18 protein-coding genes are annotated in these 18,710 nt (G+C 54.1%); 6 read left to right on the top strand and 12 right to left on the bottom strand.

What is annotated here, in order from left to right; genetic code table 11:
* Nucleotides 1-97: 97 nt before the first annotated feature.
* The 4 genes from trmB to PO881_RS15760 all read left to right on the top strand — a co-directional run bounded on the left by trmB (nt 98) and on the right by PO881_RS15760 (nt 3,957).
* Nucleotides 98-817: a tRNA (guanosine(46)-N7)-methyltransferase TrmB gene (gene trmB, locus PO881_RS15775; RefSeq protein ID WP_008107230.1), complete on the top strand. Its 720-nt coding sequence runs from the start codon at nt 98-100 to the stop codon at nt 815-817.
* Nucleotides 817-1,143: a YggL family protein gene (locus PO881_RS15770; protein WP_008107231.1), complete on the top strand. Its 327-nt coding sequence runs from the start codon at nt 817-819 to the stop codon at nt 1,141-1,143. The genes trmB and PO881_RS15770 overlap by 1 nt, the downstream gene beginning before the upstream one ends.
* Before the next feature lie 157 nt (nt 1,144-1,300).
* Nucleotides 1,301-2,017 carry a DUF2884 domain-containing protein gene (locus PO881_RS15765; protein WP_277974077.1) on the top strand — a complete coding sequence of 239 codons (717 nt, stop codon included), beginning with the start codon at nt 1,301-1,303 and terminating at the stop codon, nt 2,015-2,017.
* Between the two features lie 176 nt (nt 2,018-2,193).
* Nucleotides 2,194-3,957 (top strand): Ig-like domain-containing protein, encoded by a 1,764-nt coding sequence (locus PO881_RS15760; RefSeq protein WP_277974076.1) that lies wholly within the window; start codon nt 2,194-2,196, stop codon nt 3,955-3,957.
* Between the two features lie 40 nt (nt 3,958-3,997).
* On the opposite strand, the gene hemW is transcribed toward PO881_RS15760, so the two are convergent.
* Genes hemW through PO881_RS15740 form a run of 4 tightly spaced genes read right to left on the bottom strand, consistent with a single transcriptional unit; the run spans nt 3,998 to nt 7,030 of the window.
* Nucleotides 3,998-5,149 carry a radical SAM family heme chaperone HemW gene (gene hemW / locus PO881_RS15755; protein ID WP_277974075.1) on the bottom strand — a complete coding sequence of 384 codons (1,152 nt, stop codon included), beginning with the start codon at nt 5,147-5,149 and terminating at the stop codon, nt 3,998-4,000.
* A complete protein-coding gene (locus tag PO881_RS15750) occupies nt 5,142-5,735 on the bottom strand; it encodes an XTP/dITP diphosphatase (protein WP_110868025.1) in 594 nt (197 codons plus the stop codon). Before PO881_RS15750 ends, hemW begins: the two co-directional genes overlap by 8 nt.
* Before the next feature lie 20 nt (nt 5,736-5,755).
* A complete protein-coding gene (locus tag PO881_RS15745; protein WP_008107240.1) occupies nt 5,756-6,310 on the bottom strand; it encodes a YggT family protein in 555 nt (184 codons plus the stop codon).
* Nucleotides 6,311-6,322: 12 nt separating this feature from the next.
* The gene (locus tag PO881_RS15740) at nt 6,323-7,030 is read right to left on the bottom strand and encodes a YggS family pyridoxal phosphate-dependent enzyme (RefSeq protein WP_101761905.1); all 708 of its coding nucleotides are present in this window, start codon (nt 7,028-7,030) and stop codon (nt 6,323-6,325) included.
* A gap of 16 nt (nt 7,031-7,046) precedes the next feature.
* Between PO881_RS15740 and PO881_RS15735 the strand changes: the two genes are divergently transcribed.
* Entirely contained in the window at nt 7,047-8,039 is a 993-nt protein-coding gene (locus PO881_RS15735) for a type IV pilus twitching motility protein PilT (protein ID WP_101761906.1), read from the top strand.
* 144 nt (nt 8,040-8,183) lie between these two features.
* On the opposite strand, the gene ruvX is transcribed toward PO881_RS15735, so the two are convergent.
* From ruvX to metK, 8 genes are all read right to left on the bottom strand, one after another.
* The gene (gene ruvX / locus PO881_RS15730) at nt 8,184-8,600 is read right to left on the bottom strand and encodes a Holliday junction resolvase RuvX (RefSeq protein WP_277974074.1); all 417 of its coding nucleotides are present in this window, start codon (nt 8,598-8,600) and stop codon (nt 8,184-8,186) included.
* Complete coding sequence (locus tag PO881_RS15725) at nt 8,600-9,163, bottom strand: YqgE/AlgH family protein (protein WP_101761908.1); 564 nt, start codon at nt 9,161-9,163, stop codon at nt 8,600-8,602. The genes ruvX and PO881_RS15725 overlap by 1 nt, the downstream gene beginning before the upstream one ends.
* Before the next feature lie 82 nt (nt 9,164-9,245).
* Nucleotides 9,246-10,190, bottom strand: a complete 945-nt coding sequence (gene gshB, locus PO881_RS15720) for a glutathione synthase (protein WP_101761909.1) — start codon at nt 10,188-10,190, stop codon at nt 9,246-9,248.
* 77 nt (nt 10,191-10,267) lie between these two features.
* Nucleotides 10,268-10,999: a 16S rRNA (uracil(1498)-N(3))-methyltransferase gene (gene rsmE / locus PO881_RS15715; RefSeq protein WP_008107252.1), complete on the bottom strand. Its 732-nt coding sequence runs from the start codon at nt 10,997-10,999 to the stop codon at nt 10,268-10,270.
* A gap of 73 nt (nt 11,000-11,072) precedes the next feature.
* Nucleotides 11,073-11,780: a deoxyribonuclease I gene (endA, locus tag PO881_RS15710; RefSeq protein WP_277974073.1), complete on the bottom strand. Its 708-nt coding sequence runs from the start codon at nt 11,778-11,780 to the stop codon at nt 11,073-11,075.
* A gap of 88 nt (nt 11,781-11,868) precedes the next feature.
* Nucleotides 11,869-12,381 carry a SprT family zinc-dependent metalloprotease gene (locus PO881_RS15705; protein WP_277974072.1) on the bottom strand — a complete coding sequence of 171 codons (513 nt, stop codon included), beginning with the start codon at nt 12,379-12,381 and terminating at the stop codon, nt 11,869-11,871.
* Between the two features lie 82 nt (nt 12,382-12,463).
* Complete coding sequence (locus PO881_RS15700; protein ID WP_110868021.1) at nt 12,464-13,858, bottom strand: sugar porter family MFS transporter; 1,395 nt, start codon at nt 13,856-13,858, stop codon at nt 12,464-12,466.
* A gap of 472 nt (nt 13,859-14,330) precedes the next feature.
* Nucleotides 14,331-15,485 (bottom strand): methionine adenosyltransferase, encoded by a 1,155-nt coding sequence (gene metK, locus PO881_RS15695; RefSeq protein WP_061720231.1) that lies wholly within the window; start codon nt 15,483-15,485, stop codon nt 14,331-14,333.
* A 782-nt stretch (nt 15,486-16,267) separates the two neighbouring features.
* Here metK and speA point away from each other — a divergent pair.
* A complete protein-coding gene (gene speA / locus PO881_RS15690; RefSeq protein WP_101761914.1) occupies nt 16,268-18,247 on the top strand; it encodes a biosynthetic arginine decarboxylase in 1,980 nt (659 codons plus the stop codon).
* Nucleotides 18,248-18,710: the final 463 nt, after the last annotated feature.

Here is an 18,710-nt window from a genome sequence, read left to right as displayed (position 1 = left end):
CTCAGGGTGTAAACCGGAACATTGCAAAGGCTTGCTTCTGCTTCCTAACTTTGCATAATGCCCGTTTCCCAGAACAGGCTAACCAGCAGGCTTCAACATGATTAATGACGTCATCACCCCAGAATTTGATGAGAACGGGCGGCCATTACGCCGTATCCGCAGTTTTGTGCGCCGTCAGGGGCGCTTAACGAAAGGACAGCAGCTCGCGCTCGATAATTTATGGCCGGAGATGGGCGTGGAGTTCCAGCAGGAGCCGCTGGATCTGGTGACGCTGTTTGGCCGTGACGCGCCGGTAGTGCTGGAGATCGGTTTCGGCATGGGCGCCTCGCTGGTGACCATGGCGCAGAACAATCCACATCAGAATTTCCTTGGCCTGGAAGTGCATGCGCCGGGCGTGGGTGCTTGCCTGGCGTCGGCGAAGGAAGCGGGCGTGGAGAACCTGCGCGTAATGTGTCACGACGCGGTAGAAGTGCTGCAGAAGATGATTCCGGATAACTCGCTGCGCATGGTGCAGCTGTTCTTCCCGGATCCGTGGCACAAAGCGCGCCATAACAAACGTCGCATCGTACAGGTGCCGTTTGCTGAGCTGGTGATGCGCAAATTGAAGCTGGGCGGCGTGTTCCATATGGCGACCGATTGGGAAGCCTACGCCGAACATATGTTGGAAGTGATGAGCAGCATCGACGGATATAAAAATCAGTCGGAAAGTAACAATTACGTGCCGCGTCCTGAAACGCGTCCGTTAACCAAGTTTGAGCAGCGCGGGCAGCGACTGGGCCATGGCGTGTGGGATCTGATGTTTGAGAGGGTGAAATAATGGCCGTACAGCGTAGCCGTCGTTTGCGTAAAAAACTGCATATTGATGAGTTTCAGGAATTAGGCTTCTCCGTCGCCTGGCGTTTCGCCGAAGGCACCACCGAGGAGCAAATCGACGCCACTGTTGATCAGTTCATTAATGAAGTGATCGCGCCGAACGGTCTGGCGTATGACGGCAGCGGTTATCTGGTGTGGGAAGGTCTGGTGTGCTTGCAGGAAACCGGCAAATGCACCGACGAGCACCGCGAACTGGTGCGTAAGTGGCTGGAAGCTCATAACCTGACGGATGTGCAGGTGACTGAACTCTTCGACGTTTGGTGGGACTAAAGATCGTATCGGGCTAGCTTACTTGCCCTTGTTGCACCGGGCAGTGCTCGCATTCCTCACGTACTTATGTACGCTCCGGATGCTGCGCGCTGGCCGCCACAAAAATGGCTGCGACGCTCAACGCCCGACCTTTCAGCGCGTAAAAAAGGGAGATTTCATGGTTCGTAAGGTACTTATCGCCGCGCTGCTGCTGGCGGCAACTCAGGCTCAGGCTGCATACGAATGCAGCGTCAAGCCACAGGATGATGTGATCATTAAACCGCAGAGCGTGCAGGTGGTGGGAACCAACGGCAACCTCGAAATCACTCCGCAGGGTGACGTGCAGTTTAATGGCCAGAAGGTCAACGTTGATAACGCCGCGCGCCAGAAAGCCATCGACTACCAGACCGCGCTGCGTCGCGATTTGCCGTGGATCGATAGCGGCGCAACCTCGCGTCTGGAACGCAGCCGCGTGGCGCTGGATAAAGTGATTGTCGAAAAGCTCGGCGCGAACAGCAATGTGCGTAACCGTCTCACTAAACTGGATGGCCAGCTCAAGCAACAAATGAACCGCATTATTGAGCATCGTCCCGACGGACTGACGTTCCATCATCAGGCTATCGATCAGGTGCGCGCGGAAGGCGAGAAGCTGGTGCAGAGCACGCTAGGCGGCATCATGCAGGATAGTCTCAACGAAATGGGCAGCAGCCAGGCGGCGAGTGGCAGCAATCCACTGCAGGCCATTATGGGCAACCTTGGCGGTTTACAACAGTCGGTGCAGGCGGAGTGGAATAAGCAGGAGCAGGATTTCCAGAACTTCGGCCATGAAGTATGCAACCGCGTAACCGTGCTGGAAGAGCAGCGCAAAGGACTGATGCAGAACGTTAAAAGCTAATGATTTGCTTCAGCTAACAAAGCCAGCCCAGTCCCGGCTGGCTTTTTGCTTTTAAGATGCACTGCATTTAAGAACCTTAGATTCGGGACGAATCTGATAACCGTAAAAACACCAAAATAATAAAGATGAAAGTGAGTTAGCAACTCATTGAAATTATTTATTTTTAAGGAGTTTTTATGTTATTTTTTAACGCCTCTGCTTCCAGTAATACCCCTTCACCTCACACCGTGCATATTCAATCCGACTGGTATAACGATGCGCAGAAGCGATGGGAAGGCAGTGCGCATTCGCCAGATACCGTTGCAGTCATCATCATGGTCAATGGTAAAAACCCAACAAGTGTGCCAGTGAGTGGCGGCCGTTTTTCCTGGACGCCTTCTCAACCGTTGCCTGACGGTGAACATGTGCTGACCTTTGTTGCCGTTGATCGCGCTAATAACCAAAGTGATATCGTTTCGGTCAATTACAACATTGATACTATCGCGCCTGACAAGCCGCAAATTACTGCAATCGAAGACTATGCAGCGGGTGGAATACATAACGGCAATAGCATTAAGCGACATGGTTACACCAACGACGCAAATCCTGTCGTGCGTGGCGAGGCAGAAGCAAATAGCCTGGTATACATCTACAACAAAAACAGCAAAACGCCCCTGGCTTCGGTAACCGCTAATCAGCATGGTAAATGGGAGGTGGAAGTGAACCTGCCTAACGACGGTGCATATGAGTTGAGTGCCGTGGCAGAAGACCGGGCAAATAATCGCAGCCAGCCGTCGCTAAAATGGCCATTTCAGCTTGATACCGAGAAACCGGATAGCGCCACCATCAATTACTTTGAGGATGATGTTGGTTTGTATCGCGGACAGTTTGATCTCATCCGGGCTACTGACGATCGCCGCCCTGAGCTGTACGGCACTGGCGACCCTAATGAATATGTACGCGTTCAATACGCCAGCAAAAACGGCAATTGGGTAACAACCGCGACCGTTGCGGTAGACAGTGATGGCACCTGGCTGTGGACTCCACCGCAAAATCTCTCCGATGGCGAATGGAATTTTCGCGTACGTAACATTGATCATGCTGGCAACGTCAGTAAATGGAGCAGCACCGTCACGCTGCTGATTGATACCACAACAATTCAGCCCCTCATTATGCAGGTGCTCGATGATAGGGGACCGATTGAATCGGTATTGCCAGGGCAAAATACCGACGATGCACGTCTGGATTTTATCGGTAAGGCCGAAGTTAACAGCCTGGTGATTCTGTATCAGGATGGTACGGCGGTGGGATCGGCTTATGCAAATAGTCAGGGTGACTGGAGAATGACTCCGCAGCAAGATATGCGTGCAGGGCTGAATAATTTTGGTGTGAAGGCGATAGATGAAGCTGGGAATGAAAGTGCCTACTCTGCAAATTATCCGGTGAGATTCATCCCGTCACCCCAATATGAAGCCAATTATGAAAGTGAATCAAGAGATGATGGGAATGGGACGAGCTATTTGCCCATCCCAGGAGAACGCCACATTTATGATGTCGCGAGCTGGTTAAATACTTATCCGTCTCATTATCTGGTGAAAGCGGCAAATATTATTTTTTCGGGTGAAAACCAGATAATTGATTTTGCTGCGCTAAGTGCACGTGTGGAAGGTTTGCAGAAAATAGATATAAGTGGCAAAGGTAATAATCTGCTTAATCTCGATCTGCACTCGTTACTGAATGAAGGCGGTGAGGGGCTATTTATTAACGACGATAGTCAGCAATTGATGATTGATGGCGACATGGGCGATCGCATCACGCTTGATCGCACGCAATTCAGCGACGGCTGGTTAACTTCGCAGAATAAAGTCCAGATCGGCGGGGAAAACTGGACACTCTTAACCCATAGCCAGGCGCATTACACACTGTTAGTGAATCAGGAAATTGAAATTACTTACGGCTAATACGCGAAAAAAATGCCCGGTATAAGCCGGGCATTTTTCATTACTCTTCCGTCAGGAACAGTTCCAGCAGCGAGTTCAGGAACAGTTTGCCTTTCTCAGTGATCTGCCAGCTCTCCGTGGTTTCCTCCACGTATCCTGCACTTATCGCCGCATCAATTTGCGGGCGAATCACTTGCTCATCCATGCCGGTATAGCGGCGGAAATCGGCGCGCGGTGCGGCTTCCAGCAGACGAAAACGGTTCATAAAGAACTCGAACGGTTTGTCGTTCTCGGCCACATCGTGCTGCTTATCGAGATAGTTGCCTTTCATAAAGCCGCGCGGATGACGGGTTTTCACCGTGCGCACGATGCGACCATCGGCTTGCGTCAGCTTACCGTGGGCACCACAGCCAATGCCGAGGTAATCCCCGAAGCGCCAATAGTTGAGATTGTGCTCGCAGCGATAACCCGGTTTGGCATATGCCGAGGTTTCATATTGCTGATAACCTGCGGCGCTCAGCAGTTGATGACCTTGCTCAAAAATATCCCACAGCGCATCGTCATCCGGCAGTTTTGGCGGGCGCGAACCGAATAATGTGTTCGGCTCAATCGTCAGCTGATACCAGGATAGATGCGGCGGATTAAGCGCAATCGCCTGGCGCAGATCATCCAGCGCTTCCTCCAGTGACTGATCCGGCAAGCCGTGCATCAGGTCGAGGTTAAAACTGCGCAGGCCTAATCCTTCCGCCAGCTGTGCGGCGCGCACGGCTTCTTCCGGCCCGTGAATGCGGCCTAAACGCTCAAGCTTCTGTGGACTGAAACTCTGCACGCCAATCGAAATACGGTTAATACCGGCTTTCTGGTAGGCGCTAAAGCGATCGGCTTCAACGGTGCCTGGATTGGCTTCCATGGTGATTTCCGCATCGGCCGCCAGCGGCAAACGCGCACGCACGCCGTCCATCAGCATCTGCATCGCATTGCTGCTCAACAGGCTTGGCGTGCCGCCGCCGATGAAAATCGTGCGCACTTCACGGCCGCCGGTCAGCGGTAAATCCTGTTCGAGATCGTTGAGCAGGTGCTGCACATACTCAATGTGCGGCACCTCGCCTTTTAACGCGTGAGAGTTGAAATCACAGTACGGACACTTCTGCACGCACCACGGAATATGGATGTACAGGCTTAATGGCGGCAACGTAGGTGAAAACTCAGGCATTGCGCATCGCTTCCAGCAGCAGCGTCAGTGCTTTACCACGGTGAGAGACGGCGCGCTTTTCGTCTTTACTCAGCTCTGCCGCCGTTTTACCCAATTCAGGGACATAGAAGATGGGATCGTAACCAAAACCGCCTGCGCCCGCTGCCGCGCGGGTGATTTCCCCAGCCCAGCTACCGTGGAACACCAGCGGCGTGGGATCGGCAGCGTGACGCAGGTAAACCAGCACGCAGTGGAACTGAGCCTGACGTTTGCCATCCGGCACGTTTTCCAATGCCACCAGCAGCTTATCCAGATTTTGCTGGTCGCTGGCATCAACACCCGCATAGCGCGCGGAGTAGATCCCCGGCGCGCCGCCCAGCGCATTGACCGCCAGACCGGAATCGTCGGCAATCGCCGGTAAACCGGTAATCTCAGCCGCATGACGCGCCTTCAGGATGGCGTTTTCGATGAAGGTCAGGCCGGTTTCTTCCGCCGACTCAACGCCGAGTTCGGTTTGCGCCACGATATCAAGTCCGAAGGCCGCTAACAGATCGGCCAGTTCGCGGACTTTGCCGGGATTTCCGGTCGCGAGTACAACTTTTTGCATAACAGTTCCAGATAGACGAATTACAGCAAATACCAGAGACCTGGGAACAGGTCCATGCCGAGGAAATTCAGCGCGTACAGCACCAGAATCACAATCATGGCAGAGAAATCGATACCGCCCATCGCCGGCAGAATACGGCGAATCGGTGACATCAGCGGTTCAGTCAGCTGCATCAGAACCTGATCCACCGGGCCGCGACCCTGGCTGATCCAGCTCATCAGCGAACGAATGATGATCACCCAGAACACCAGATAACCGGCGGACTTCACCAGCGACAGCAGGCCAACCAGCAGGTTGGTGGGATCAACGGAGAACACGCCGACCTGAATCAGCAGCAGGATCGGATATTTCAGCGTGGTCAGCACAAAGGCCAGCAGCAGCGATGCGGTATCAATCGGGCCAATGGCCGGAATGACGCGGCGCAGCGGCTTGATAATCGGTTGGGTGATCTTCACGACAAACTGCGCCAGCGGGTTGTAGAAGTCACAGCGCGACCACTGCATCCAGATGCGCAGCAGCAGCACCATCACGTACAAATCGATCAGCGTTTTGACTAAAAACGTCAGTGTTAACATGAGGTTCCTCAATTATTGTTGTGAAGGTCGCGCATAATCCCGCGCGCCAAAAACGGCGGTGCCAATACGCACCATGGTGCTGCCCGCGGCGATTGCCGCGTCCATATCGTCGCTCATTCCCAGAGAAAGCGTATCGACGTCAGGATAGTCCTGTTTTAAGGTTTGAAACGCGGCGGCCATCTGCTGACACACCGCCAGTTGCCGTGCGTATTCTGACTCTGGCGCCGGAATCGCCATCAGCCCACGCAAGCGCAAATTCGGCAGTGCGGCGATCTGCTGCGCCAGCTCCGGCAACGCCTCCAGCATGATGCCAGATTTGCTGTTCTCGTCACTGATATTTACCTGAATTAACACGTTGAGCGGCGGCAACGACGCCGGGCGCTGATCGTTCAGACGCTGCGCGATGCGCTGGCGGTCCACGGTGTGGCACCAGGCGAAGTTTTCCGCCACCAGACGGCTTTTATTGGATTGCAGCGGGCCGATAAAGTGCCATTGCAAATCAGGATGTGCGGCCAGCTCAGCCACTTTTTCAACCCCTTCCTGCACGTAATTCTCACCGAACGCGTGTTGTCCAGCGGCAATGGCTTCTGCGACCGCGCTCGCAGGTTTGGTTTTGCTCACTGCAAGCAGCGTAATTTCTTCTGGCGCGCGGCCGCAACGTGCGGCGGCGGCGGCGATACGCTCACGCACTTGCTGTAAGTTGTGCTCAATGGAAGTCATAGTCAGGAGAAGCTAAATGGAGTTGGATGAAATAGTGGCCCTTAGTGTAAAGCATAACGCCGCCGATCTGCACCTTTGCAGCGGACATTTGCCGCACTGGCGGCGACAAGGCGTGCTGGAGCCGATTCCGCAGCAGAGCGCGCTGGATGGCGGCTGGCTGGAAGCCTTTATGCAGCAGTGGCTCACGGCGTCGCAGCAGGCCGAGCTGGAGGAGAACGGCCACGTTGACTTCGCGATTACGCTTGCCAGCGGCATACGGCTGCGCGCCAACCTGTTTATGCAGCGTCACGGCTTATCGCTGGCGCTACGGCTGATTGCCAGCCAGGCGCCCGATCTCAGCAGCCTGCATCTGCCCGAGGTGGTGAGCCAGCTGTTACAGCTGGAAGAGGGACTGATTTTAATTACCGGCGCCACCGGCAGCGGCAAATCGACCACGCTGGCGGCAATGGTGGATTGTCTGAATCGTCAGCAGGCGCGGCACATTCTGACGCTGGAAGATCCGATTGAGTTTGTGCATCGCAGCCAGCGCTCGCTGATTCAACAGCGCGAAGTAGGTGCGCACTGCGCCTCGTTTCAACACGGGCTGAAAGCCGCGCTGCGTGAAGATCCTGATGTGATTCTGCTCGGCGAACTGCGCGACAGCGAAACCATCCGCCTGGCGCTCACTGCAGCAGAAACCGGGCATCTGGTGCTGGCTACGCTCCATACGCGCGGCGCAACCCAGGCGGTTGATCGGCTGGTGGATGTCTTTCCCGCCGAGGAGAAAAACCTGGTGCGCACTCAATTAGCGGGCAGCCTGAAAGCGGTGCTGGCGCAACGTTTAGTGCCGGCAAAAGCGGGCGGGCGGATTGGCTTGTTTGAAGTGTTGGTGGCGACGCCAGCGGTGGCAAACCTGATCCGCGAAGGCAAGATGCATCAGTTGCCTGGCGTGTTGCAAACCGGCGCGCAGGCTGGCATGCAAACTTTTGCGCAGAGCGAGCAGGGGCGTCAGGCGGCGGGGATGATTTGAAGAGATCCAGTTACGCCATCAGAGGCGGAAAACCAACCCATTGTAGCGGCGCGATTCATCGCGCATGTTTATGCCGCTGTCCTGCTCATCCGTGGCAATGCGCAATAAATGCGCCGCTACGCCATGTGCCAGATCTGGATGGCTTTAATGCGTATCAAACCAATCTTCGAGGATAATCACCGCGGATTGGGAATCAACCTGGCCTTTCTGCAACGCGCGAAAGCCGCCGCGTTCAAACAGATCGGCACGCGCTTCAACGGTGCTCAGGCGCTCGTCCTGCAGCTCGACGCGTACGCCAAAACGACCATGCAGGCGATTGGCGAACTTACGTGCGCGCGCAGTAAGTTCCTGTTCGGTGCCATCCATATTCAGCGGCAAGCCCACCACCACATAATTGGGCTGCCACTCTTTCAGCAGCTTTTCGATCAGCTTCCAGTCCGGCGTGCCATCCTGCGCTTTTAGCGCCGTCAACGCGCGCGCGGTGCCCGTTAATTGCTGACCGACAGCAACGCCGATGCTTTTGGTGCCGAAATCGAAGCTCAGTAAAGTTTCACTGGCCATCAGGCGTGCCCTGCATCGGTGGCAATGTTGTGAATATCGACGCCCAATCCGCGTGCCGCTTCACGCCAGCGTTCAGCGATGGGCGTCTGGAACAGAATATTGGTGTTAGCGGGCGAGGTGAGCCAGGCATTCTCCAGCAACTCCTCTTCCAGCTGACCTTTCTCCCAGGCGCAATAACCCAGCGCCACCAGCACGTTATCGGGCTGTGAAGTGGTGCCGATCGCTTCCAGCACATCACGTGAGGTGGTGATTACCGTGGTGTCTGAAATACGAATGCTCGAGGAGTAAATGCGCTGCGCCGAGTGCAGTATGAAACCACGATCTTCCGCCAGCGGACCACCGGCAAACACTGGCTTGTCCAGTTTGATGGCAGGATCGCGTTCGGATGGGCTAATTTTAAGCTTTTTAAGGATGCCTTCGACCGTCAGGTTGTCCATTGGCTTATTAACGATCAAACCCATGGCGCCATCTTCATTGTGCTCGCAGATATAGACTACCGAGCGTTTGAACAGTGGGTCCTGCAGCGACGGCATCGCAATTAGAAAATGATGCTGTAAATTCATTATCACTCGTATACCAAAAATAACCGGCGCAGCCGCGGCAGCGCCGGTTTTGGGTGTTCACGGAGTGGAGACTCCGACGGCATCAGCCCAGGCGTTTCTCAATGGCATCCATCAGCATGCCAGTGATCGATATCGGGAACGCGGCCTCGATTTCACGTACGCAGGTTGGGCTGGTCACGTTAACTTCAGTCAGTTTATCACCGATAATATCCAGGCCGACAAAAATCAGCCCTTTGGCTTTCAGCGTTGGGCCAACGCGACGCGCAATTTCCCAGTCGCTGTCGCTCAGCGGACGCGCTTCACCACGGCCACCGGCTGCCAGATTACCGCGCGTTTCGCCGCCTTGCGGAATGCGCGCCAGGCAGTAAGGCACAGGTTCGCCATCCACCACCAACACGCGTTTGTCGCCGTCTTTGATCGCCGGCAGATAGTTCTGCGCCATGCAGAAGTACTGACCGTGATTAGTCAGGGTTTCGGTGATCACGCCGAAGTTGGGATCGTCCTGTTTCACGCGGAAGATCGAGGCGCCGCCCATGCCGTCCAGCGGCTTAAGGATCACGTCGCCATGCTCCTGCCAGAAGGCGCGCAGCTGCTCTTTATTACGCGTGACCAGCGTATCTGGCGTCAGGTCGGCGAACCATGCGGTATACAGCTTCTCGTTGCAGTCGCGCAGGCTCTGCGGTTTGTTCACGATCAGCGTACCTTGCTCTTCTGCGCGTTCCAGCAGGTATGTGGCATAGATAAATTCGGTGTCGAACGGCGGATCTTTACGCATCAGCACCACGTTAAGATCGGCCAGCGGGATATTCTGCTCGCTGCCAAACGTGTACCAGTTGTCGTAGTTCTGCTCAACGCTCAGCAGACGCGTGCGCGCGTAAGTCACACCGCCGCGCAGGGAGAGATCGCCCATCTCCATGTAATGAATTTCGTAACCACGGCGCTGTGCTTCCAGCAACATGGCGAAGCTGGTGTCTTTTTTAATATTGATGGACGAAATCGGGTCCATAACGATGCCAAGCTTAATCATTATTCTCTCCTAAATGGGGAAGCATTTACCCCGAAAGCGTTGTGCTGTGAAGTTACGTTCGAACCCGAAAGTATCGCTTAACCGAGGTCACCAAACCTCACCTGAAGTGCCGTAATGGCGGTGAGTGCGGTGGTTTCGGTGCGCAACACGCGGGGTCCAAGCAGAATATCGGTAAAACCCTGCTGCGCGGTCATGGCAATTTCATCGGCGGTTAAGCCACCTTCCGGCCCAATCAGCAAGCGCAGGCGCTCTACCGGCTGCGGCAGCGTGTTGATGCTGTGGCTGGCGCGCGGATGCAAATTGAGCTTCAAACCGTCTTCGGCTTCCGCGCACCAGGCTTGCAATGTCATCGGCTCGCGAATTTCCGGCACACGATTACGGCCGCACTGTTCACAGGCGGCAATCGCGATTTTCTGCCATTGCTGAATTTTTTTTGCCAGCCGCTCGGCGTCCAGCTTTACGCCGCAGCGTTCAGAAAACAAGGGCGTAATCACATTCACGCCAAGTTCGATCGATTTCTGGATAGTGAATTCCATTTTTTCACCGCGCGACATCACCTGACCGAGATGTAAATGCAGCGGGGATTCACGGTCATCAGCCTGGCTGGCAAGGACCCTTACTTTTACACGCTTTTTATCAGCCTGGGTGATTTCGGCGCTAAAAGTCAGATTACTGCCATCAAACAGCTCAATTTGCTGACCGGCCGTCATGCGCAGCACGCGTCCAACATGGTTAGCGGCATCCTCATCGAGGAAGACTTCACTGTTAACTTCGAGAGATTCGGGATGATAAATGCGAGGTATACGCATGCGGTTCCTGCCAGCGTTATGCCGTGTCAGCGGACACGGCGCAATCGAAAAAAGCTAGTGTAGGGTAGCGCTTTTAGCGCTGGCAAGCCTGCTGTACGTAGGAATTGTGATTTCCCTGCACTTTGGCGATGCGATTGTCGCGCTCACACTCCCAGCTCGTCACCGGATATTGCTTATCCCACGCGGTAAACAGCTGGGTTTGCTGACGCGACAGGCGCAGGTGATATTGGTCGCGCATATAGAAGTAAGTGCGGGCAATGGCGCCACGCGCACGCTCCGGCGGCTGCGCCAGTTTCTGCTTAAAATCGATCTTCATGCTGCATTGACCGTACTGCTGTTCGCCGCCGTTCCATTGGCTGTACTGGAAATTATTACGGTCGCCGTTCACTTCACCAATCGCCGGCTGCAGGTTATGCAGATCGCTCTCAATGCGGCGGTAATCGGCATCTTTGCTGCAGCTTTTGCGGCCGCCGTTTTGCCAGCACTGACGCTGATGGCCGAACTCCCACGCGGGCATCACATGTTCCCACTCAATGCGTTCGGCGCGATTGGCGTTCTTACGCACGCTGTAGCCGCAACTGCTTAGATCCGGTACGCCCTTTTTGCCGTGCCAGCTGATTTTGCAGCCGCAGTAAAAGTCGGCGGGCGCATCTGCGTTGATCTGCGCGGCATAGGCTTTGGCCTGACTAAAATTGTTTTGATGATAGTGAGTGAAACTGAGGCTGTAAGCGCTAAGTGGGGCAACTAACAAGGTAAGTAACAGCAACGTTTTGCGAGACATATTCCAAAAATTAACCTGGTCCTGAAAAAGGGCGGCAGGGTAACAGAATGATGACGCACGGGATATGAGATTAGGCTAGGTTGCTGAACTAATTCGATAAATACTCACCGGGTTGCAGCAGGGATTTGCAGTGCACACAGCGATATTCGCTTTCTCCGCGCAGCACACGATTATGGCGCCGTACGGTGAGCTGATGCTGCTGACAGCGGCAGCGATAGGGGAAGGTGTTGCTGCGCACCGAGGCGATTTCAAACTGGTGGGTGCGGCGCGCAGGCACGCCGAGCACGCTCTCCATCATCCATTTCCACTCTTTGCCGTGCGGCGGCACGCGACCAAAGGTTTTCCACACCAGCAGATGCGCCAGTTCGTGCGGCACCACTTCATCAACGAATGCCTGCTGATTCTCCAGCAGCAGCACCGGATTGATGCGGATTTCCCACTTCTCCAGCCATGCGGTGCCCGCAGCGGTGCCGCGCTGCTGATAAACCAGCGAGGGCTCATCAAAGCGGCGTTCCAGCTTTTCGTTGGCCTGCTGTAAATAGTGGCGCAGCGAGCGCATAACGGCTTGTTGTAAGGCGATGGGAAGGCGCGGTGTTTTCATGGAGGGCAGCATAAAAGGTTGCCGGAACGATCTCAAATAAAAAGGGCTGCCAATTGGCAGCCCTTGCATTCGCTCATCGGGATTACTTCTGACCGATATCGCGCAGTTTTTTGCCGGACATCAGGTTGCGCTCGATGTGCTCCAGCGAAACGTTTTTGGTCTCTGGAATCAGCGCCAGCGTCAGCAGAATGAAGAACACGTTCAGACCGGCGTAAACCCAGAAGGTTGGCGCGTTGCCCAGCGTATTCAGCATGGTCAGGAAGGTAGCACCGACAATCATGTTGGCAATCCAGTTGGTCGCGGTGGACACCGTGATACCGAAGTCGCGGCCTTTCAGCGGCTGAATCTCGGAACACAGTACCCAAATCAGCGGGCCAGCAGACATCGCAAAACCAATGATGAACATCAGCAGCATCGCCACCGCGAAGTATTGCGCTTCTTGAGAATGGATGCCGATGTGCAGCATGGTGCCGAGAATGCCCATACCCAGCGCCATCACCAGGAAGCCCAGCAGCAGCGTAGGTTTACGGCCCCAGCGATCCACCAGACCGATAGCAATAAAGGTCGCCAATACGTTCACCAGACCAACAATCACCGTGCCCCACATTTGTTGCGTGGTGTTGGCAAAGCCAGCGATTTCGAAGATCTTCGGTGCGTAGTACATGATGACGTTCATGCCGGTGAACTGCTGCATCACCTGCAACAGCACGCCAAGGAACACTGCGCGGCGGAAGTTGCTGTTGCTCTGGAACAGCTGCCAGCCCGACTGTTTAATTTTCAGGCTTTCACGGATTTCATCCAGTTCACGTTTTGCTTGCTCGCTGGTATCACGCAGACGCGATAATACGCGCTCAGCACTGCGGAAATCACCTTTAGCCGCCAGCCAGCGTGGGCTGTTGGGCAGGAAGAAGACGCCAACCAGCAGCAGTACCGCAGGAATAGTGATGATGCCCAGCATCCAGCGCCATGCGCCAGCGTCGCTGAACGCGGTATCGGAGAGATACGCCGCCAGAATACCGATGGTAATCATCAGCTGATACAGCGAAATCATACTTCCGCGAATCTTCTCTGGTGCGATTTCCGAGAGATACAGCGGCGCGGTGTAAGAGGCAACACCCACGGCCAGGCCAAGCACCACACGCGCGGCGATCAGCATTTCCGGGCTGGTTGCACCCGCAGACCACAGTGAACCGATAACGAAAAGAATCGCACCGGCCATCAGGCTCTTTTTACGACCCAGACGCGATGACATCCAGCCGCTGCCGACAGCACCGACGGCAGCACCAAACATCATTGAGCTGACGATCCACTCTTGCTGGTGGGCAGTGACGTTAAAGTCTTTCGCGATGAAAGGCAGAGCACCGGCGATAACACCGATATCCAGACCAAACAGCAAGCCGGCCAGCGCCGCTAAGAAGCAGACAAACAAGGTCATGACCTTATTTGAAGTTCTGCTCTTGTGATTATTACCAGGCATGAAGCCTCCAAAGTTTATCCATCGTTGTTGTTATCAATGTTATGAAACCTGTCGGCGGAAAAAAGTGAGTAAGATCACATCAGTGTAATCGGTTACACACGCTGAAACCCTGCAATCCAGCATTTTCCGCCCGAAATAGTTACGTAACCAGTAAGGTATAGCACCCTTTAAGTTTCTGACATCGCACTAAATACCGGCTATCAGACGACGCTGAAAATAACGCATTTTCAGAGTAATAACTACGCTGAAAAATCTCTAAATTGCCGATTGATAAAGGATTTCAAAATGTAATCGTTATCACTAAGTTGTAAGCGAGGTGAAAGAAGTGTAGACGGCGGAGAAAAATGTGCCTGACGATGCAAAGGCATAAAAAAAAGCCCGCCAAGAGCGAGCTTCAATGTCAAATCGTGCAGCGTCTCCCTCTCACGTGGGAGAGGGCCGGGGTGAGGGCATCAGCCCGCAGAGGAGTCTGTTACTTCAAACCCGCCGCTTCGCGCAGCTGCGCGGCTTTGTCAGTCTGCTCCCACGGGAAGTGCTCACGACCAAAGTGACCGTATGCTGCGGTCTCTTTGTAGATCGGTTTCAGCAGATCCATCATCTGAATCAGGCCGTATGGACGCAGGTCGAAGAACTCGCGCACCAGCAGCGTCAGCTGCTCGGTGGAGACTTTCTCGGTACCGAAAGTTTCGACCATGATCGAGGTTGGCTCAGCCACGCCGATGGCGTAAGAAACCTGGATTTCACAACGGTCAGCCAGGCCAGCCGCGACGATGTTCTTCGCCACATAACGTGCAGCGTAAGCGGCAGAACGGTCGACTTTTGACGGATCCTTACCTGAGAACGCGCCGCCACCGTGACGCGCCATGCCGCCGTAAGTATCAACGATAATTTTACGACCGGTCAGACCGCAGTCGCCCATTGGACCACCGATGACAAAACGGCCAGTTGGGTTGATGTGGTATTTGGTGCTGGCGGTGATCCACTCAGTCGGCAGAACCGGCTTGATGATCTCTTCCATCACCGCTTCACGCAGATCGGCGGTGGTCACATCTTCAGCATGCTGGGTCGAGAGTACAACTGCATCGATACCGACAATTTTGCCGTCATCGTACTGGAAGGTAATCTGGCTTTTTGCATCCGGACGCAGCCACGGCAGTGAACCACTTTTACGCACTTCAGCCTGACGCTGCACCAGACGGTGCGCGTAGGTGACCGGCGCTGGCATCAGCACATCGGTTTCGTTGCTGGCGTAGCCGAACATCAGGCCCTGATCGCCCGCGCCTTGTTCCAGCGGATCGGTACGGTCAACGCCCTGATTGATGTCTGGAGATTGCTTACCAATCGCGCTCAGCACTGCGCAAGAGTTCGCATCAAAGCCCATATCGGAATGGACATAGCCGATTTCACGTACGGTATTGCGGGTGATCTCTTCGATATCCACCCATGCGCTGGTGGTGATTTCACCACCCACCAGCACCATACCGGTCTTCACGTAAGTTTCGCAGGCCACGCGCGCTTTAGGATCCTGCTCAAGGATCGCATCCAGCACGGCATCGGAAATTTGGTCAGCGATTTTATCAGGATGTCCTTCTGATACGGACTCAGATGTAAAAAGGTGTTTAGCCATTCTGTTCTTTACCTTAAAAATGGTTTGAATACGACTGCATAGCGTAAGCGGGATCAGACCGACTCGACGCCCCTTCAGGCAAAGCCGCAAGCAGTGGCAGCGAGAGCATTAACTCACACCGCCTGAATGTTAATCAGTTTAGATGGAAAACCATCTGGACGGCTATTCTAGGTTACTCAGTGAGCACTTTTCCAGTGCTTTTTCCGATCCCGCATTTTCCGCAACATCCTAAGTGGAATCATTTCCTGACACCGCGCGCAGTTACTGACAAAGATTTTGCAATTTACCCCGCGTGGCTGTATAAAACGCCGCTGCTGTCGACCACAGCCGCAAAGGATGACGCCGCCGTGCGTCGCGCTGTCAGATGCCATTTAATCTGACCTTCACCCAAGCCGTTTCTCGCATGCTTTAAGCAGGCGATGGAGGTGATTAAAGTAATGAACCACTCTTTCTCTCGCTTTGGTTCACTGCGCTGTTCCGGCGCGCTGGCACTCCTTTCACACTCCAAACCCGTTCTTTTCTCTTATCGACGTTGTGTTCATTCTCCCGACACGCGCGCCGGTTAACATTTCTCTGCATCTATTACTCTATTTCGCTGTCTACTGACCGTGGAAGTCTCAGGCTATTTGCCCCGACTTTGGCGCGGTGTTTTACACTTAGAGTCAGCATTGCACAGTGCAACCTTACAGAGGCAGCAAGCAGGATGAGGCAATTTTTACCTGGCGCCACCATGACAAAACTCGGTAACAAATTCATATTTCAACGGAAAATTGAGGTTCGCGATGTCTGACGACATGAAGAATATCAAGGGTTCGTCAGCTGGCGAACAAGGTGTACTCCGCTCCATGCAGGAGGTGGCGATGAACGATCAGGAAGCGAGCAGAATGCTGCGTACCTACAACATTGCCTGGTGGGGAAACAACTATTACGACGTCAACGAGCTGGGGCACATCAGCGTGTGTCCCGATCCGGATCAGCCGGAAGTGCGCGTTGACTTAGCGAAGCTGGTGAAAGAGCGCGAAGCCGACGGTCAACGTCTGCCGGCGCTGTTCTGCTTCCCGCAGATTCTCCAGCATCGTCTGCGTTCGATTAATGCCGCCTTCAAACGCGCGCGTGAATCTTACGGCTATAAAGGTGATTACTTCCTGGTTTACCCAATCAAGGTGAATCAGCATAAGCGCGTGATTGAGTCGCTGGTCAACTCTGGCGAACCGCTAGGCTTGGAAGCCGGTTCGAAAGCCGAGCTGATGGCTGTGCTGGCCCACGCCGGCAAAACCCGTTCGGTGATTGTCTGCAACGGCTATAAAGACCGCGAATACATTCGTCTGGCGCTGATCGGTGAAAAGCTCGGCCACAAAGTCTATCTGGTGATCGAGAAGATGACCGAGGTGCGTCTGGTGCTGGAAGAGGCCGAGCGTCTGAATGTGATTCCACGTCTCGGTATCCGTGCGCGTCTGGCGTCGCAGGGCTCAGGCAAGTGGCAGTCAAGCGGCGGTGAAAAATCGAAGTTTGGTCTGGCAGCATCGCAGGTGTTACAGCTGGTCGATATCATGCGCAAAGCGGGCCGTCTCGATAGCCTGCAACTGCTGCACTTCCATCTCGGTTCGCAAATGTCCAACATCCGCGACATCGCGACCGGCGTGCGTGAGTCGGCGCGTTTCTACGTGGAGCTGGCGAAGCTGGGCGTTAACATCAAATGCTTCGATGTGGGCGGCGGTTTGGGCGTGGATTATGAAGGAACCCGCTCGCAGTCAGACTGCTCGGTCAACTACGGTCTGAACGAATACGCCAACAACGTGATTTGGGCGATTGGCGATGCCTGTGAAGAGAACGGGCTGGAACATCCAACCGTGATCACCGAGTCAGGTCGTGCGGTGACGGCGCACCACACCGTGCTGGTGTCCAACATCATTGGTGTTGAGCGTAACGAGTTCAGCACGCCGGTGGCACCGGATGCCGATTCACCGCGTCCGATTCAGAGCCTGTGGGATACGTGGCAGGAGATGCACGAACCCGACGTGCGTCGTTCGCTGCGCGAATGGCTGCACGATAGCCAAATGGATCTGTTCGACATCCATACCGGTTATTCATCAGGCACCTACGATCTCGGCCAGCGCGCCTGGGCAGAGCAGCTTTATCTGAGCATCTGCCACTACATTCAGCAGCATCTCGATCCCAGCAACCGCGCGCATCGCCCGATCATTGATGAGCTGCAGGAGCGCATGGCGGATAAGATTTACGTCAACTTCTCGCTGTTCCAGTCAATGCCGGATGCGTGGGGTATCGATCAGCTGTTCCCGGTGCTGCCGCTGGAAGGGCTGAATAAAATGCCGAAGCGTCGCGCGGTGTTGCTCGACATCACCTGTGACTCCGATGGCACCATCGATCACTACGTCGATGGCGATGGCATTGCCACCACCATGCCGATGCCGGAATACGACATCGACAATCCACCGATGCTCGGCTTTTTTATGGTGGGCGCGTATCAGGAAATTCTCGGCAACATGCATAACCTGTTCGGTGATACCGAAGCGGTTGATGTGTTTGCGTTCCCGGATGGCAGCGTGGAAGTTCAGCTGTCGGATGAGGGCGATACCGTAGCGGATATGCTTGAGTACGTGCAGCTGAATCCTAACGATTTGATGACGCTGTTCCGCGATCAGGTAACGCAACAAACGGATATAGATGAAGAGCTGCGCGCGCAATTCTTGTCTGAATTCGAGAGTGGCTTGTACGGTTATACCTATTTAGAAGATGAGTAATTAATTGCTCTTAAACCGAGCTCGCAAGGGCTCGGTTTTCGCTTTTCCTGCTATATCCGCGCCTGGCAACAATAATTTAATTTGATTTGTGAAGACGATCACCTTTGGCTTATTTGTAACCCGCCACGTAAATCCCACATTTACCTCCCCAAATGCTATCTCCTTCTTTTCTCTAATAAAGCGAGTCGGCAACGCTGATTATTTTCTTAATATCCTTACCTTACTTACTGATTCATCATGGATTAAGCAGTTATTCTGTTATGTATTCTTTGCAATGCATAATAAAAATTTAAACATTAATATTTTAATAGTCACTATGGAAATTAGTGGTTATTGGCGCTTTTTGGAATCATAGATGCCAGATAAAACATTTTGCAATTTGAGTTAAGGAGAGCCATCAAATCGTGCAGAATCTTTTTTTATCATTATTTTTCAATTCGATAATGTTTTTACAGATCTATTA

The sequence above is a fragment of the Pantoea sp. SS70 genome (genome assembly GCF_029866845.1).
GTDB classification, from domain to species: domain Bacteria; phylum Pseudomonadota; class Gammaproteobacteria; order Enterobacterales; family Enterobacteriaceae; genus Pantoea; species Pantoea leporis.
Note: the sequence above shows the minus strand (reverse complement) of the source record. Positions and strands in the feature narration are given on the sequence as shown.

Excerpts from the sequence above, each read along its gene's own strand:
- rsmE (WP_008107252.1), bottom strand. The coding sequence starts at position 10,999 with ATGCGTATACCTCGCATTTATCATCCCGAATCTCTCGAAGTTAACAGT.
- trmB (WP_008107230.1), top strand. The coding sequence starts at position 98 with ATGATTAATGACGTCATCACCCCAGAATTTGATGAGAACGGGCGGCCA.
- PO881_RS15705 (WP_277974072.1), bottom strand. The coding sequence starts at position 12,381 with ATGAAAACACCGCGCCTTCCCATCGCCTTACAACAAGCCGTTATGCGC.
- PO881_RS15740 (WP_101761905.1), bottom strand. The coding sequence starts at position 7,030 with ATGACTTCCATTGAGCACAACTTACAGCAAGTGCGTGAGCGTATCGCC.
- PO881_RS15765 (WP_277974077.1), top strand. The coding sequence starts at position 1,301 with ATGGTTCGTAAGGTACTTATCGCCGCGCTGCTGCTGGCGGCAACTCAG.
- metK (WP_061720231.1), bottom strand. The coding sequence starts at position 15,485 with ATGGCTAAACACCTTTTTACATCTGAGTCCGTATCAGAAGGACATCCT.
- PO881_RS15760 (WP_277974076.1), top strand. The coding sequence starts at position 2,194 with ATGTTATTTTTTAACGCCTCTGCTTCCAGTAATACCCCTTCACCTCAC.
- hemW (WP_277974075.1), bottom strand. The coding sequence starts at position 5,149 with ATGCCTGAGTTTTCACCTACGTTGCCGCCATTAAGCCTGTACATCCAT.
- PO881_RS15745 (WP_008107240.1), bottom strand. The coding sequence starts at position 6,310 with ATGTTAACACTGACGTTTTTAGTCAAAACGCTGATCGATTTGTACGTG.
- ruvX (WP_277974074.1), bottom strand. The coding sequence starts at position 8,600 with ATGGCCAGTGAAACTTTACTGAGCTTCGATTTCGGCACCAAAAGCATC.
- PO881_RS15750 (WP_110868025.1), bottom strand. The coding sequence starts at position 5,735 with ATGCAAAAAGTTGTACTCGCGACCGGAAATCCCGGCAAAGTCCGCGAA.
- gshB (WP_101761909.1), bottom strand. The coding sequence starts at position 10,190 with ATGATTAAGCTTGGCATCGTTATGGACCCGATTTCGTCCATCAATATT.
- PO881_RS15770 (WP_008107231.1), top strand. The coding sequence starts at position 817 with ATGGCCGTACAGCGTAGCCGTCGTTTGCGTAAAAAACTGCATATTGAT.
- speA (WP_101761914.1), top strand. The coding sequence starts at position 16,268 with ATGTCTGACGACATGAAGAATATCAAGGGTTCGTCAGCTGGCGAACAA.
- PO881_RS15700 (WP_110868021.1), bottom strand. The coding sequence starts at position 13,858 with ATGCCTGGTAATAATCACAAGAGCAGAACTTCAAATAAGGTCATGACC.
- PO881_RS15735 (WP_101761906.1), top strand. The coding sequence starts at position 7,047 with ATGGAGTTGGATGAAATAGTGGCCCTTAGTGTAAAGCATAACGCCGCC.
- PO881_RS15725 (WP_101761908.1), bottom strand. The coding sequence starts at position 9,163 with ATGAATTTACAGCATCATTTTCTAATTGCGATGCCGTCGCTGCAGGAC.
- endA (WP_277974073.1), bottom strand. The coding sequence starts at position 11,780 with ATGTCTCGCAAAACGTTGCTGTTACTTACCTTGTTAGTTGCCCCACTT.